The organism is Silicimonas algicola (assembly GCF_003148765.1).
Classification (GTDB): domain Bacteria; phylum Pseudomonadota; class Alphaproteobacteria; order Rhodobacterales; family Rhodobacteraceae; genus Silicimonas; species Silicimonas algicola.
This window is the reverse complement of sequence record NZ_QGGV01000005.1, coordinates 256,634-270,714: the sequence shown is the minus strand read 5'-3', so window position 1 is coordinate 270,714 and position 14,081 is coordinate 256,634. Positions and strand designations below refer to the sequence as shown.

Genomic DNA, 14,081 nt, shown 5'->3' with positions numbered 1-14,081 from the left:
CTGAAACGGTTCAGGCCGCGACGATACCCCACAGGAGGCCGGCCACGATCGAGCCCGACAGGGCGATCCCGAGATAAGCCGCGAAGACCCGCGGCTTGACCAGCGCCCAGACCGCGATGGCGGCGGGAATACAGCTCACCCCGCCCGCGAGGACGAAGGACATCGCGGCGCCAGGCGCCATGCCCTGCTGCAGCAGGGCATCGACCAGCGGCACCGCAGCATAGCCGTTGAGGTAGGCCGGCGCGCCGATCAGCGCCCCGAGGACCACCGGCCCAACGCCCGTCCCGCCCAGAAGACCCGCGACCGATTCCGCCGGAACCCAGGCCAGCATCAACGCCTCGACCATGTAGGCCACCAGAAGCCACTTGCCTAGGAAGAGCGCGTTGTCGACGGCGGTCGAGCGGAATGTCTCGCGCCGATCCGCCTCGCGCCAGAAGCCCCAGGTCACCTCGCCCTTGAACGCCGCCGGCTTCGAACCGCCGCAGCACGACCCGCAAGCGGGCTTCGGCGCGACCTTGAGCGGGTTCGCGAAAACGGGCGACGTCGCGAAGGCACGGACCACCATGCCGCCCGAAAGACCAAGCGACACCGCCGCAATGGTCTTGCCGATGGCGAACGGCAGTCCGAGCGTGCCGGCCGTCACGAGGAACATCGCCGGGTCCATCAGCGGCGAGGCAAGCCAGAACGCCATCACCGCCGACAAGGGCGCGCCGACCGCCAGCATCGCGGCGATGAACGGAATGACCTCGCACGAACAGAACGGCGACAGCCCACCCAGAAGTGCTGCAACCACGATCATGCGTGTCTCGCGTCCCTCGAAGGCGCGGGCAAGCAGGACTTCCGCGCCCGTGGCCTTCAGCCAGGCGACGGCGAGAACGGCAAAGAGAAGGAAAGGCGCCGTGTGAAGCAGCGCGGCCAAGGCGAAGCGCACCGTCTCGACCGCCTGCGCCGGGTCGATGACGGCGACAGCGAGCGGCAAGAGAGCGGCGAAGACCCAGACGCGGTCGATCCTGAGCCTCGGCCCGCCCGAATGCGCAGGTCCCTGCGGGTGCGAGACATCAGCCATGACGGTGATCCTTGTGGGGATGGCTGCTGTCGGCGCAGCAGTCGGTCAGCAGGAACTCGGACAGCGACTTCATCCGCGCATAGGCGGCTGCGATGCAGATGATACGCCTGCCCTCGCGCACCTGCCGCACGAGGTCGGCCGCCGAGAGTATCTTCATGTGGTGCGTCAGCGTCGATCCGGTCACACCGGACCGCGCCCCAAGCTCGCCGATCGACAGTCCGTCCGGCCCAGCCCGAACCAGCGTTCTCAGGACACCCAGCCTCTGCTCGGACCCGAGCGCGGCGAAGGTCGAGGCGGCTTCGGCAAGGGTGCTGTCATCTGTCGGCGTCATGTCCATGCTTCTATATTTCTAGAAACATAGAAACGAGTCAAGGTGGAAATCTGCGCCGGCCGCCTCTACATGCGCGACATGAGTTTCTCCCGTCTCGCCACCGACATCTCGGCCTGCCGCCTCTGCGCCGACCGCTTCGCCGCGACGGCCACGGCGCATCAGCCGCGCCCGGTGGTCTGGTTCGGCCCCGACGCCCCGATCCTGGTCGCGAGCCAGGCGCCTGGCCTGCGCGTGCATGAGGCGCAGAAGCCGTTCTGGGATCGCTCCGGGGTGCGGCTGCGCGACTGGATGGGCGTGGACGAGGACACGTTCTACGATCGCTCGAAGGTTGCCATCGTGCCGATGGCCTTCTGCTTTCCTGGCTATGACGCCTCCGGATCCGACCTGCCTCCGCCCCGCATCTGCGCCGCGACCTGGCGCGCTCGGATCGTCGAGGCCATGCCGCGCTTCCGGCTCGCCCTGCTGATCGGCGGCTATGCCCAGACTTGGCATCTGGGCGCTGCAGCCAAGGGCGGCGTCACGCGGACCGTCTCGCGCTGGCGCGACTTCCTACCGGACGCGATCCCCCTGCCCCATCCGTCCTGGCGCAATACCGGCTGGATCAATTGCAACCCGTGGTTCGAGGCCGAGCTTCTGCCCGTTCTCCGCACTCGCGTGTCCGAGGCGCTGGCATGACTCCGCTTGACCGCGCGCACGCCGAGATGGATGCGGCCCCCGCCGACGACGCGGCGCGGCTTCGCTTCTTCGCGCAACTCGCCGATGCAGAACTCGTCCTGATGATCGAAAGCGACGGCGGCGGTCCCGTGGTGCCCAAACTCTTCGACACCGAGGAGGGCACCTTCGTCCTCGCCTTCGACGGCGAAGACCGGCTTGCGGCCTTTGCCGGAGGCCCCGCGCCCTATGCCGCCCTGCCAGGTCGCGCGCTCGCGGCATTGCTGTCGGGCCGCGCCATCGGCATCGGTCTCAACTTCGAGGTCGCGCCCTCCGCCATCCTGATCCCGCCCGAGGCGCTGGCCTGGCTGACCGATACGCTCGGGATAGCACCCTCCCAGGTAACGGCGACGCCGACCGAGTACCTTCCGCCCTCCGGCCTTCCCGAGACACTCCTGAAATCCCTCGACGCGCGCCTCGCCGCGGCCGGGGGCCTTGCCGAAGCCGCCTGGCTCGTCGCGGTCCGCTACCGCGGCGGTCGGCGGGGGCACCTTCTGGCCATCGTCGACGCGCGCGACGGGGCCGAACCCGCCATTGCGCGGGCTGTACGCGAGGCGCTCGTCTTCTCGGACCTCGCCGCCGGGGAACTGGACGTCACCTTCCTGCCGCCCGACGCCCCGGCGCTTGCGCGGCTCAGACGTGTCGGCCTGCGCTTCGATTTGCCAAAGGTCGCGCCACCCGAACCGCCGCGCGCTCCGGGCACGGACCCGACCCGACCGCCAAAGCTTCGCTGATCGGTCAGTATCCCCGCGCGCGGTCGACGAGGTACAGGAACGGCTCGCCCGCCTCGCCTCGCCGGATGTTCTCGGCAATCACCCGCGCCGCACTTCTGGGACGGGTCGCCGACGCGATGTGAGGCGTCACCGTCACGCGCGGATGGGCCCAGAACGGATGTCCTTCGGGCAGCGGTTCGGTCCGGAAGACGTCGAGCGTCGCGTGACCGACCCGACCGGCATCCAGCGCCGCGAGAAGGTCGTCGTCGACGATCAGCGGTCCCCGGCCGGGGTTCACGATCACCGCTCCCTCGGGCAGAAGCGACAGGCGCGCGGCGTCGAGCAGATCCCGCGTCCCCTCCGTCAGGGGCAACAGCAGGACAAGGATCTCGGCCCGGCGCAGCGCCTCGGCGAGCCCGTCGTCGCCCGAAAGGCACGTCAGCTCCGGAATGCGCTTCGGCGTCCTGCTCCACCCCGTGACCCGGAAGTTCAGCGCCGCCAGCGCCTCTGCCACCGCCCGGCCCAACTCGCCAAGCCCCAGCACGGTCACCTCCCGGTCACGCGCAAGCGGCGGCGCCACGGGATCCCAGACCGCATCCCTGCGGAGGATGTCGCGATCCATGCCCAGGTGATGCCGCAGCACATGGCCGACGCACCATTCGACCATCCCTTCGGTCAGACCAGGATCGACCATCCGCGCCAACGGCTGCGTGAGCGTTTCATTGCCCACGATGCCCTCGACCCCTGCCCAGAGGTTCAGGACGGCCTTCGCCCCGGTGAAAGGCGTGAAGTCCTTCAGCCGCGATGAGGGCGCATAGACGACATAGTCGACCGACGCCGGGTCTTCGGGGTCGAGAGCGTGTTCGATCGTCGCCTCCACGCCTGCATCGGCGATGGCGGCGGGCAAGACATCGCGATAGTCCTCCCAGTCGCTCCGGGGGGCGGAAAAGAGAATGCGGGTCATCGGCTCCGGGGTCTGTGGATGTGGGCGGACTGGACCAGCCCGAAGGCGGCGAGAAGGACAAGCATGGCCGAGCCGCCGTAGCTGACCAGCGGCAAGGGCACGCCCACCACCGGGGCAAGTCCCATCACCATCGACATGTTGACGGCGAAGAAGAGAAACAGCGTCGCGCCCATCCCAAGCGTCAGAAGCGAGCCGAAGCGGTCCTTGTTCTGAACCGCCGACAACACGCAGAACAGCACTACGAGGCCGTAAAGCGACAGAAGCGAGATGCCGCCCAGAAAACCGAACTCCTCGGCCAGCGTCGTGAAGATGAAATCGGTATGCTTCTCCGGCAGGAAGTTCAGGCGCGACTGCGTGCCCTGCATGTATCCCTTGCCGCCCCACCCGCCGGACCCGAGCGCGATCATCGCCTGCGTGATGTGATAGCCGGACCCGAGCGGATCGGTCGACGGATCGAGGAACGTGTCGATCCGCTTGAACTGGTAGTCCTTGATCAACTGCCAGTCCGTCCCGCGCGAGGCGAATACGGTATAGATGAGACCTACGCCCGCGCCCACGACCGCGAGGAAATACAGCCAGGACACGCCGGCGCAGAACATCACGATGCCCCCGCCCGCGATCAGCAGGATCGCAGTCCCCAAGTCGGGCTGCTTCAGGACCAGCGCCGTTGGCAGAAGGATCATCACCAGGGGCGGGATGATCCAGAAAGGCCGCGATACCTTGTTCAGCGGCAACCAGTCGTAGTAGGCGGCGAGAATCATCACGAGCGTGATCTTCATCAGCTCGGACGGCTGAAGCCGGATGAACCCCAGGTCGATCCAGCGCTGCGCCCCCATGCCGACGAAGCCCATGATCTCGACGAGGACGAGAAGGCCGAGCGCGACCAGATAGGCCACCGGCGAGATCGAGCGCCAGAACCAGATCGGCACGAGGCCGATCAGCAGCATCGCGACCATGCCGACCGCGAACCGCTTCATCTGCGGCTCGGCCCATCTGGACAGGTCGCCGCCCGCCACCGAATAGAGCATCAGGAATCCGACACAGGCGACCGCCGTCAGCAAAAGGACGATGGCCCAGTTGGCATAGAGGATCTTCCGCGCGCCCGTCGGGACGCTCTGGACCTTGCTCTCGAGGTAGGTCATGCGCGGGTGGCCTTGGCCTCGGGCTGGAGGCGCGGACGCAGGACCATCTCCTCGTGCTGGACGCGGATACGCTCGCGCTGGTCCTTCGGATAGGCCTCCAGCGGCGGAATGTCCCCATAGAGCGCATAGAGAAGGATGTCGCGCGAGGGCGGCGCCGCCGCCGTCGATCCGCCGCTTCCGTGTTCGATGATTGTCGCGACCGCGTACTTCGGCCGGTCATAAGGCGCATAGCAGACGAAGAGGCCGTGGTCGCGCCGGTTCCAGGGAAGCTGCTCGTTCCGGGTGACGCCCCGCGCCCGCTCGGCGGCGGTGATGTTGCGGACCTGGCTCGTGCCGGTCTTGCCCGCCATCTCCAGCCCTTCGGTCACGATCCGCGACCGCGCCGCTGTGCCCCGCTGGCCGTTCGAGACGCTCCACATGCCCTTCCGGACCGCGTTCAGGTGCGCCGCCGAGACGTTCAGTTCCGGAGCTTCCTCGATCGGGACTTCAACCCCGTCGATCGACTTCACAAGCCGAGGCTTCACCGCCCGTCCCGAGGCGATGCGCGCCGTCATCACCGCAAGCTGCAAGGGCGAGGTCAGCACGAAGCCCTGCCCGATGGCCGAGTTCAGAGTGTCACCCGGCTGCCATCGCTCTTCGCGCGCGCGGATCTTCCATTCCGTTGAGGGAATAAGCCCGTCGGCCACCGCCGAGATCGGCAGGTCGTGACGCTCCCCCAGCCCGAATTCGTGGCAGAGCTCGGCCATGCGGTCGATACCGACCCTCTGCGCCACCTCGTAGAAATAGACGTCGCATGACTGCGTCATCGCATTGTTCAAGTCCATGTGACCATGGCCACCGCTTTTCCAGCAGTGGAACCGCCGACCGCCCAGGCTCATATAGCCAGGACAGTAGACGGTATCTCCCGTTCCGATGACGCCCGCGCGCAGGGCGGCGAGGCCGGTCATCATCTTGAAGGTCGATCCGGGCGGATAGGTGCCCTGCACCGTCTTGTTGAACAGGGGCCTGTGGTCATTGTCCCGCAGCGAACCGTAGTCCTTCGACGAGATCCCCTTCACGAAGAGGTTCGGATCGAACGACGGCGCCGAGGCCATGGCCAGAAGATCGCCTGTCTCGACGTTCATCACCACCGCACCCGCGCTTTCAGCCGAAAGCCGCGACTGCGCATAGTTCTGAAGTCCGTGGTCGATGGTCAACTGGATATCGCGGCCCGGCGTGAACTCGTCCCGGCTGAGCTCGCGCATGACGCGCCCGCCCGCGTTCACCTCGATCCGCCGCGTACCCGCCCGGCCCCTCAGGTCGCCTTCGAGCTTGGCCTCCAGCCCGATCTTTCCGATCTGGAACTCGGGGATCTGAAGCAGGGGGTCCGGATCCTCGATCTTCGACAGGTCATAGTCGCTGACCGGCCCGACATAGCCGATGATATGCGCAAAATCCTCGCCCAACGGGTATTCGCGGCTCAGACCCACGTCCGGCGTGACACCGGGAAGCGCAGGCGCGTTGATCGCGACTTCCGCCACGTCCTTCCACTCGAGCTGGTCGGCGAGCGTGATCGGCACGAAGGGGCTGCGGCGGTACATCTCTTTCAGAGACCGCTCCAGCTCGGCCGGTTCGATGTTCACCAGTCGCTTGACCTTGGCGATGGTCTCGTCGATGTCGCCCGCATCCTCGCGCACGATGACGATGCGGTAGTTCTGCGCGTTCTGCGCCAGGGGCACGCCGTGACGGTCGTAGATGATCCCGCGCGACGGCGGAATGAGCCGGACGTTGATCCGGTTTTCCTCGGCCAGAAGCTGATAGCTCTCGGCCTCCTCGACCTGCAACTGGCGCATCCTCAGCCCAAGGACGCCCATGACTCCAACCTGAGCCACGCCAAGCACGAAGGCCCGGCGCGTCACGAGGCTTGCGGCCTCGTCCGTTTCCTTCGGAGATCGCCTCATGCCCTTTGCCCCAGGATGTCGCTGACAGGCGCCTTGCGGACGCCGAATGCGCGGCCCGCCAGAACGACGATCAACGGATAACTCAACACGGTGAAGATCATGCGCATCAGGATCAAGCCTATCGCGGGCTGGCCCACGGCGAAAACCCCAAGGATCGCCGCGTTCGCCAATGTCATCACCAGGATCAGGCCCGACACCAGCAGCCACTCGACCGGAAACGACGTCGTTCTCAGCGTATGGCTGCGCGTCCGAAGGAACTCGGTCCCTGCCACGGCGAGCGCGGTCCAGAGACCGGGTGGCCGCATGTGGAGGAAGTCCGCCAGCAGGAACACCGCCGCGATCAGCCAGACCGGCAGGTACTCGGGCCGCATCACCGTCCAGGACAAGGCGATCAGGAGAAGGACGTCCGGCCCCGGGATCAGGCCCGGCCCGGGATCGAGCGGCAGAAGCTGGACAAAGCTGACCGCCGCGGCGAGGAACACGAACAGCAGGCGATAGCCCCAGATGCGGCCTGGACGGTCAGCCATCGGCGGGCTCCCCGGCGTTCGGCAGAAGGGCCGCTTCCGGCACCGGAAGAAGCGGGCCGATCAGATCGGGCGCCGCGTCCAGCCTCTCGGAGGGACGACTTCGCAGGACGCGCAGGAACTCCAGACGCTCATAGTCCGCCGCCAGCCTGATCCGCATCCGCCCGTCGCGGGCCAGGACGACGCTGCCCACGAGCAATCCGGCCGGAAACACCCCGCCGTCGCCCGACGACACGACCCGGTCCCCCGGTCTCACCTCCTCGGGCGCCTCGATGAAGTCGAGGGCGGGAAGCGCAGTGTTGTCGCCCGACAGAACGGCCCGCTGCCCCGATGGCTGAATCGTCACCGGCACGCGGCTCGCCGCGTCGCTCAGAAGCAGCACCCGGCTCGACCGCTGCCCCACGCCCGAGATACGGCCCACAAGACCCAACCCGTCGGTCACCGCCCAGCCATCCATGATGCCGTCCCGCGCGCCCCCCACGTTCAGCAGCACCGACTGGCGGAAGGGCGAGCCCGAGTCCGCCATGACCTGCCCCGTCACCACGGTCAGCGCCGGGTCAAGGCGCACCTTGTTCAGGTCCAGAAGCTTGGCGTTCTCCTGCTCGAGCTGAAGGGCGGCTTCCTTCCACGCCTTCATCTGCTGAAGCTCGTCGCGCAACTCGCGGTTCTGACGCTGAAGCGCGGCGTAGGACTGAAATCCACGCGCAAGGTTCGCCATCTCGGTCACGGGCACCATGGCCCAGTCGAGGTTCGGCACCACCACGTCGACCAGATGCGCCCGAAATCTCTCGGCGCGCGGACTGTCGATCCGCCACAGCACGAAGACCGCGAGGAGGCACAGCAAGAGAAGCCCCACTCCGAGCCGGCGGATGGGTCGGACGAAATCCTCGGTTGAGCCGTTCTGACGTGCCACATCGTCCTCTGAGGAAGGCCCGGGCCCAGACTAGCACGCGACGGTGCGGGCGTCAGTCCCTGCCCTAGCTGTCGTAGTCGATGACGTGCCGAAGCTGCTTTTCGTATTCCAGCGCCTTGCCCGTGCCCAGGGCCACGCAATTCAGCGCCTCGTCCGCGACGCTGATCGCCAGCCCGGTCTGCTCGCGCAGCGCAAGGTCGAGTTCGCCCAGAAGCGCACCCCCGCCCGTCAGCATCACGCCTCGGTCGACGATGTCGGCGGCAAGGTCGGGCGGCGTCGCCTCGAGGGCGATCATCACCGCTTCGCAGATCTGCTGCACCGGTTCGGCCAGGGCCTCGGCGACCTGGGCCTGGTTGATCTCGGTCTCTTTAGGCACGCCGTTCAAAAGGTCGCGTCCCCGGATCTGCATCGACTGGCCCCGTCCGTCATCGGGCATCCGCGCGGTGCCGATGGTCATCTTGATCCTCTCGGCGGTCTGTTCGCCGATCAGGAGGTTGTGCTGTCGCCGCAGGTAGCTGACGATCGCCTCGTCCATCCGGTCGCCGCCGACGCGCACCGACCGCGCATAGACGATGTCGCCCAGGGACAGCACCGCGACCTCGGTCGTGCCGCCGCCGATGTCGACGACCATGTTGCCCGTGGGATCGGTGATCGGCATCCCCGCTCCGATCGCGGCCGCGATCGGCTCGGCGATCAGACCCACCTTCTTCGCGCCAGCCGTCATCACCGAGGTCCGGATCGCGCGCTTCTCGACCGGCGTCGCGCCATGCGGCACGCAGACGATGACGCGGGGCTTCGAAAAGAAGCCGCGCTTGTGGACCTTGTTGATGAACGCCTTGATCATCGCTTCCGCGACATCGAAGTCGGCGATGACGCCTTCGCGCATCGGGCGGATCGCCTCGATCGAGCCGGGCGTGCGTCCCAGCATCAATTTGGCGTCCTCGCCCACGGCGAGCACCTTCTTCACGCCATCCTTGACGTGATAGGCGACGACCGACGGTTCGTTGAGGATGACGCCCTTGCCCTTGACGTAGACGAGCGTGTTCGCTGTCCCAAGGTCGATCGCCATATCGGTGGTGAAAAGTCCGCCGAACCAAGCCATGTGCTGCTGCCCCGTTCTCTCTTTTGGCCGCCACGCGCGACTCCGCGTCTCGCGTGCGACGGTTCCTCATATACGCCCGCCAGCCATTGTCCGAAAGGGCGAACCGCGGCCATGAAGGCGCGAATCTGCCGCCCGTTCCGGCTGTTCGATTAGCGACGATTCTCTATCAAACGGAAAAAAGCGGCGCGATTGTGGCCATACCACCAACAATCCGAAGAGCTGGGCCTATTCCGTCACCATCCGCTGCCAGGCCATGGCAAGTCGGGCGACATTGGTCGTGGGCGTCGCGATGAAGGCCGACGCCTCGCCGTACTCCACGAAGAGGACGGACGGTGCCTCGCCGATGCCGGGCGAGACGACGGTGACGCAGGACTGGGCCGGGTCGGGAAAGAGGCTGTCGAACTTGCCGAAGTAACCGTCCAGGAAAACGGCCGCCTGTTCGGCCATGCGCCCCACCCGCGCGGCGTCGCCGCCCTGCTCGGCGACCTCTTCGCCGTCGATCCTGAGCCAGGCCAGCGCGTCGCGGCCGAGAGCCGACAGGAAGCTGCGCATCCGTTCCTCGGGCGGCACCTCCGCCCTCTCGGTCGAACTCACGTTCCACACCCGCGCCAGCATCGGGGCCGGAACGCCCACGTCCGACGGAAAGGGCGAAGTCAGGCGCACCGCCGAGATGTGGATGGTCTCCGCTCCGGCGAAGGCCTCCCGAAGAACCTTGGCCAGAGCCGGCACGCTCGGGTCCTCCGCGTCAGGCAGGGGCTTGCCCGCCAGCGCCGCAGCGTCCCCGATGGCCGGGGCGAGCAGCGCCTGAAGCCGCCGGTTCGCGATGGCGAAGTGCCAGGGCGTGTCGTCGACCGTCAGCGTCAGGCGGCGCGGCAGGATCGTCTCGTCGATCTCGGTCACGAAGGCCGCCAGTCGCTCGGCGGCATCGCTGCCGCGCAGCTTGCGCGGCTCGCCGGGAGTGCGTTCACGCCCGCGCAGCTTCGTCAGCTTTTCCTCGAGTCGGGAGAAATCGCTCAACGCCGGTCCCCGGTCATCACGCAGCCGCCAGGATATCGTCAAGCGCCGCCTGCCCCCGCGCGATCACCGCGGCAAGGTCGCTGTCGGGCGTGCAGACGCAGACGAGCGCCTCGGCGGACGTACCGCCGGCGCGCAGGATCACCCGCGCCTCGCTCTCGGTCAGAAGAAGGGCCGTCCGCGCAGGCTCTCCCGCCGCTTCGTCGTCCCACACGGGCGCCGCCCCGTCCGCCAGCGTGCCATCGAGCGCGATCTGCGCCGCCTGCGACAGGGCGTCGAGCTGCTCCTGCATCGGCTTCACCACCGACGAGGTGGACAGAACCAGACGCGACGACAAGTCCGTATAGGCCACCAGAGAACAGCCCGGAAGGTCCGAGCGCATTGCGTCCAGGGCCTCTGAAACCGTCATACCGGGCGGGTCTCCGTGTCGCGCGAGTGTACAGGAGTCTTAATGGGCGCCAGCGCGCGCCTGTGCAAGCCCTCGGGCGCGACGCCAGGGGCAAGTGACGCCCCTGGACCTCAGTCGATCTGCGGACGCGCGCGCAGCGGGCGCGGACGGACGCGGGTCGGCATAACGATCTTGGTCTGCTGAACCTCGAACGTCTCGCCGATCGAGGTGTCGACGCTGCGCGACACGATGGCCGAGCGCACGCGCGACCGCGGCCGTTCCGCCGGTCCGTTCGCGACCTCGTCGATCAGTTCGACCAGCATCTCCAGAAGGACGTCGGCACCGCTCTCGGACCAGGCCTCGCCATCGCCCGCGGCCTCGAGCGCCTTGATGAGGGACACGGGCAGCACACAGCGGAACAGCCCCTGCGTTTCCTTCTGGACACGCTTCACGACCCGGGCGCGGTCGCGCTCGGACAGGATGCGGTCCATCCGCGTCAGAAGAAGGATGCTCTTGCTGAACAGCTCGGACGGCATCGTGGCCCACACCGCGGCCTCGCTCTGCCGCCAGGCCTGGGTGGCGTGGCTGCACCAGATCACGATGTCGGCGTTGTGGATCACGCGCTGCCAGACCTCGGCCGCCATGTTGGGGTCCGAGATGCCGGGCATGTCGATCAGGTCGCACAGCTCCAGGAACTTAGACTCGCGGAAGATGCGGACGTACTGCGTGTTCGCCACCTTCACCGACTTCAGCCCCGAAATCTCGAGGTCATGCTCCTCGCCGTCGAGATCGACCCGGAACGGGTCGTCGTCCCCGTGCGAAATCCATACGGGCGGAAGCTGGGTCGCGGTGACGTTCACCGGCAGCGCACCTTCGCCGATCAGGAGGTTCGACAGCGTGCTCTTGCCGGCGCTGAACTCGCCCATCAGGGCGACGCGCGGCTTGCGGGGGCCGGGCGCTGACAGGGGCCGGCGCGCTTCGGACGCGACGCGAGCGCTGTCCACCGCGTCGCTCTGGGTCAGGACCAGCGGACCCGGTGCGGGCTCGACGTCGTCCGACCCTTCGGCAACAGGGTCCGGCCGCAAGGCGTCGTCCGCCTCCGTCTCTGTCTCGAACCGTTGAGCAAGCTGATCGTAACCACTCATGGTGAACGTTCCTTGTCAGTCGTCAGGCAGCGAACCCGGTCAGGTCCGCCATGGTCTGCTGAAGCTGCGCCCGCTTGGACGCCGCCGTGTTCTCGTCGATCATGTCGCCGATCGAGTCGGGTTCGGACATCGCCTGATCGGCGATGCGGCTGAGGATCGCGCGTTGTTCGGTCAGGAATTCGTCCAGTGACTGCATCGCCGCCTCGCGCACGGATTCGGCATGGGCGCCGCGCAGCGCGTCGACGATCGGATCCGTCTCGGCCTTGATGATGTCAGCGAATTCGGTCGCGAAGTTGCGATAGCCCCGGCGCTTGTGCCACCAGCGCGTCCACCACGTCCCCTTGAGGTCAAGAGCGATGGTCTGGCCCAGAAGCACGGGCGACGGGATGCGCGGGGCCGAGGGGGATTCGATCCCGAAGCCCTCGTCCGACACATCGAACAGACGGTGATACAGCCCGGCATAGTCTTGCGCCGTCTTCAGAAGCACCTTCTTCGTCCCGGCCTGGGCGTTTCGCCCGAAGACCTGATAGGCGGTGCGCATCAGGATGCGCAGGCCCGTGGGATCGTATTCCCAAAGCTCGTCCTCGCCATGCGTGTCGAGGTGGTGCAGAAGCGAACCCGTGGCACGTTCGAGGAAGCTGCGGTGCGACCGTTCCAGCCGCTTGTGGAAGTCCGCGATGGCCTCGTCGAAGGTGTCCGACATCGCCTTGATCGCAGTCTGCTCGATCCTGTTCAGCGCGCTGTCCATCTCGGCGATGTCGAGCGGCGGCAGATCCTTGTCGTTCTCGCGCCGCGAGACGACCTGGTGCTGCGCGTTCAGCCCGTTGGCGAGGTTCATCGCGGATTTTGCGACACGGTCCAGAAGCTCCTGCCCCATGCCTTCCGAAATGCGCTCGCTGAGGGCGGCATAGATCGCGGGCAGACCCGAGATGCGCCACAGAAGCTGTGCATCCGAATAGTCGCGGCCGTCGAGCCTTCCCTCGGCGGTGGCCCATTCGACCATGGCGTCCAGCGTCCGCGCGTCCACCGCATCCGTCTGGCCGCGAAGGGCGGCATTGGCGCAGAACGCCGAGGTGAAGATGATCTGGGCGTCCTTCGGCCCGTCATGCTCGGCCAGGGTCTTGCGAATGCTCTCGCGGATCTCGGGGATCTGCGCCATGGGATCGGGAAGCTCGTCGACGCGGTTCACGACGATGACGACCTCGCGCGACTTCACGTTGGCGATCATGCGGATCAGCGCCAGGTCGACCGTCGACAGCGCCTGGTGCGCGGCCAGCACGACGACGCAGATCCGGCTTTCGCGGATCGCGCGGATGGTGATCTGCTCGCGGATCATGAAGGTATCGTTCACGCCCGGCGTGTCGCGGATGCACAGCGGCATCGGAAGCTCGGGGCGGTGCAGGAACAGCTCGGCCGACTTCGTGATGTCGGCGAAACGCCCCTGCGCCTCGCTCGTCTCGGTGTCGTCCTCGAAATCGTCGCCGAGGCAGACGTAGCGCTCGATCAGGTCGCCATCGACATAGGTGTAGTCGTGCTGCTGACCCAGCAGCATCTCGAATTTGTCGCCGAGGCGCTTCCGAGACTTCTCACGCATCTCGACGACCTGGGCGCGGACCTTCTCCAGTTCCTCCTCCGCCCCGGCGCGGGCGGCCAACTCGCCGATGCGGCCGCCACGGTCCAGAAGACGCGCCCACTCCTCCATGTCGAAGAAACGGAAGCTGGCCGCGTTGTCCTGCGGCGTGACGTTCGGGTTGAGGTGCAGCGAGGTGACGACCGACGTCCAGGGGTTGACGTCCGCGGGCAAGAGGTCCGGCGTTCCCACCATGGCGTTGACCAGCGAGGTCTTCCCGGCCTTCACCTGTCCGATCATCGTCACCGAGGGTTCGGCGTGCTTGAGCTGGTGGTGAAGCTTGCGTGCCGCCCGGTTCGTCGCCTTGTCGCCGATCTTGCCCAGCCGGACGAGAGCGTGGCGAAGGTCCTTCGACTTCTTTAGGAACGGCTGAAGCCCCTCGAACCCGACGGTGAGAAGGGCGGCGCTCGCGGTGCGAGGCTCGGCCCCGGCTTTGATGTTCGCATCCAAGTTCATCGTCGTCCTGCCAAAGGCCTTTACATCGAAACACTTGCCGGA

At 67.0% G+C, this 14,081-nt stretch carries 14 protein-coding genes; 2 read left to right on the top strand and 12 right to left on the bottom strand.

The features are described from left to right. Positions 1-10 precede the first annotated feature (10 nt). Together C8D95_RS13145 and C8D95_RS13140 are read right to left on the bottom strand one after the other, a co-directional pair. Positions 11-1,066, bottom strand: a complete 1,056-nt coding sequence (locus C8D95_RS13145) for a permease (protein WP_109759639.1) — start codon at positions 1,064-1,066, stop codon at positions 11-13. After that, on the bottom strand, positions 1,059-1,403 hold the full coding sequence (locus C8D95_RS13140) for an ArsR/SmtB family transcription factor (RefSeq protein WP_109759638.1): 345 nt from the start codon (positions 1,401-1,403) through the stop codon (positions 1,059-1,061). Before C8D95_RS13140 ends, C8D95_RS13145 begins: the two co-directional genes overlap by 8 nt. A 72-nt stretch (positions 1,404-1,475) precedes the next feature. Here C8D95_RS13140 and C8D95_RS13135 point away from each other — a divergent pair, with 72 nt between their 5' ends. Beyond that, on the top strand, positions 1,476-2,072 hold the full coding sequence (locus C8D95_RS13135; protein ID WP_109759698.1) for a uracil-DNA glycosylase family protein: 597 nt from the start codon (positions 1,476-1,478) through the stop codon (positions 2,070-2,072). Continuing rightward, on the top strand, positions 2,069-2,842 hold the full coding sequence (locus tag C8D95_RS13130; RefSeq protein WP_109759637.1) for an SseB family protein: 774 nt from the start codon (positions 2,069-2,071) through the stop codon (positions 2,840-2,842). Before C8D95_RS13135 ends, C8D95_RS13130 begins: the two co-directional genes overlap by 4 nt. A gap of 4 nt (positions 2,843-2,846) precedes the next feature. On the opposite strand, the gene C8D95_RS13125 is transcribed toward C8D95_RS13130, so the two are convergent. From C8D95_RS13125 to C8D95_RS13080, 10 genes are all read right to left on the bottom strand, one after another. After that, entirely contained in the window at positions 2,847-3,785 is a 939-nt protein-coding gene (locus C8D95_RS13125) for a 2-hydroxyacid dehydrogenase (protein WP_109759636.1), read from the bottom strand. Further along, the gene (gene rodA / locus C8D95_RS13120; protein WP_109759635.1) at positions 3,782-4,927 is read right to left on the bottom strand and encodes a rod shape-determining protein RodA; all 1,146 of its coding nucleotides are present in this window, start codon (positions 4,925-4,927) and stop codon (positions 3,782-3,784) included. The genes C8D95_RS13125 and rodA overlap by 4 nt, the downstream gene beginning before the upstream one ends. Next, positions 4,924-6,867 (bottom strand): penicillin-binding protein 2, encoded by a 1,944-nt coding sequence (gene mrdA, locus C8D95_RS13115; RefSeq protein ID WP_109759634.1) that lies wholly within the window; start codon positions 6,865-6,867, stop codon positions 4,924-4,926. The genes rodA and mrdA overlap by 4 nt, the downstream gene beginning before the upstream one ends. After that, a complete protein-coding gene (locus C8D95_RS13110) occupies positions 6,864-7,394 on the bottom strand; it encodes a rod shape-determining protein MreD (protein ID WP_109759633.1) in 531 nt (176 codons plus the stop codon). Before C8D95_RS13110 ends, mrdA begins: the two co-directional genes overlap by 4 nt. Then, positions 7,387-8,304, bottom strand: a complete 918-nt coding sequence (gene mreC / locus C8D95_RS13105) for a rod shape-determining protein MreC (RefSeq protein ID WP_109759632.1) — start codon at positions 8,302-8,304, stop codon at positions 7,387-7,389. The genes C8D95_RS13110 and mreC overlap by 8 nt, the downstream gene beginning before the upstream one ends. Before the next feature lie 64 nt (positions 8,305-8,368). Then, complete coding sequence (locus tag C8D95_RS13100) at positions 8,369-9,406, bottom strand: rod shape-determining protein (protein ID WP_109759631.1); 1,038 nt, start codon at positions 9,404-9,406, stop codon at positions 8,369-8,371. A 225-nt stretch (positions 9,407-9,631) separates the two neighbouring features. Then, the gene (locus C8D95_RS13095) at positions 9,632-10,423 is read right to left on the bottom strand and encodes a hypothetical protein (RefSeq protein WP_109759630.1); all 792 of its coding nucleotides are present in this window, start codon (positions 10,421-10,423) and stop codon (positions 9,632-9,634) included. A 16-nt stretch (positions 10,424-10,439) separates the two neighbouring features. After that, entirely contained in the window at positions 10,440-10,829 is a 390-nt protein-coding gene (locus tag C8D95_RS13090) for a hypothetical protein (protein ID WP_109759629.1), read from the bottom strand. A 110-nt stretch (positions 10,830-10,939) separates the two neighbouring features. Continuing rightward, positions 10,940-11,953, bottom strand: coding sequence for a dynamin family protein (locus C8D95_RS13085; protein ID WP_109759628.1), 1,014 nt, complete (start codon positions 11,951-11,953; stop codon positions 10,940-10,942). Between the two features lie 22 nt (positions 11,954-11,975). Then, entirely contained in the window at positions 11,976-14,039 is a 2,064-nt protein-coding gene (locus C8D95_RS13080) for a dynamin family protein (RefSeq protein WP_109759627.1), read from the bottom strand. Positions 14,040-14,081: the final 42 nt, after the last annotated feature.

Bases quoted from the DNA above. Each gene is read 5' to 3' on its own strand.
- C8D95_RS13145 (WP_109759639.1), bottom strand. From the start codon at position 1,066: ATGGCTGATGTCTCGCACCCGCAGGGACCTGCGCATTCGGGCGGGCCG.
- C8D95_RS13140 (WP_109759638.1), bottom strand. From the start codon at position 1,403: ATGGACATGACGCCGACAGATGACAGCACCCTTGCCGAAGCCGCCTCG.
- C8D95_RS13135 (WP_109759698.1), top strand. From the start codon at position 1,476: ATGAGTTTCTCCCGTCTCGCCACCGACATCTCGGCCTGCCGCCTCTGC.
- C8D95_RS13130 (WP_109759637.1), top strand. From the start codon at position 2,069: ATGACTCCGCTTGACCGCGCGCACGCCGAGATGGATGCGGCCCCCGCC.
- C8D95_RS13125 (WP_109759636.1), bottom strand. From the start codon at position 3,785: ATGACCCGCATTCTCTTTTCCGCCCCCCGGAGCGACTGGGAGGACTAT.
- rodA (WP_109759635.1), bottom strand. From the start codon at position 4,927: ATGACCTACCTCGAGAGCAAGGTCCAGAGCGTCCCGACGGGCGCGCGG.
- mrdA (WP_109759634.1), bottom strand. From the start codon at position 6,867: ATGAGGCGATCTCCGAAGGAAACGGACGAGGCCGCAAGCCTCGTGACG.
- C8D95_RS13110 (WP_109759633.1), bottom strand. From the start codon at position 7,394: ATGGCTGACCGTCCAGGCCGCATCTGGGGCTATCGCCTGCTGTTCGTG.
- C8D95_RS13100 (WP_109759631.1), bottom strand. From the start codon at position 9,406: ATGGCTTGGTTCGGCGGACTTTTCACCACCGATATGGCGATCGACCTT.
- C8D95_RS13090 (WP_109759629.1), bottom strand. From the start codon at position 10,829: ATGACGGTTTCAGAGGCCCTGGACGCAATGCGCTCGGACCTTCCGGGC.
- C8D95_RS13085 (WP_109759628.1), bottom strand. From the start codon at position 11,953: ATGAGTGGTTACGATCAGCTTGCTCAACGGTTCGAGACAGAGACGGAG.
- C8D95_RS13080 (WP_109759627.1), bottom strand. From the start codon at position 14,039: ATGAACTTGGATGCGAACATCAAAGCCGGGGCCGAGCCTCGCACCGCG.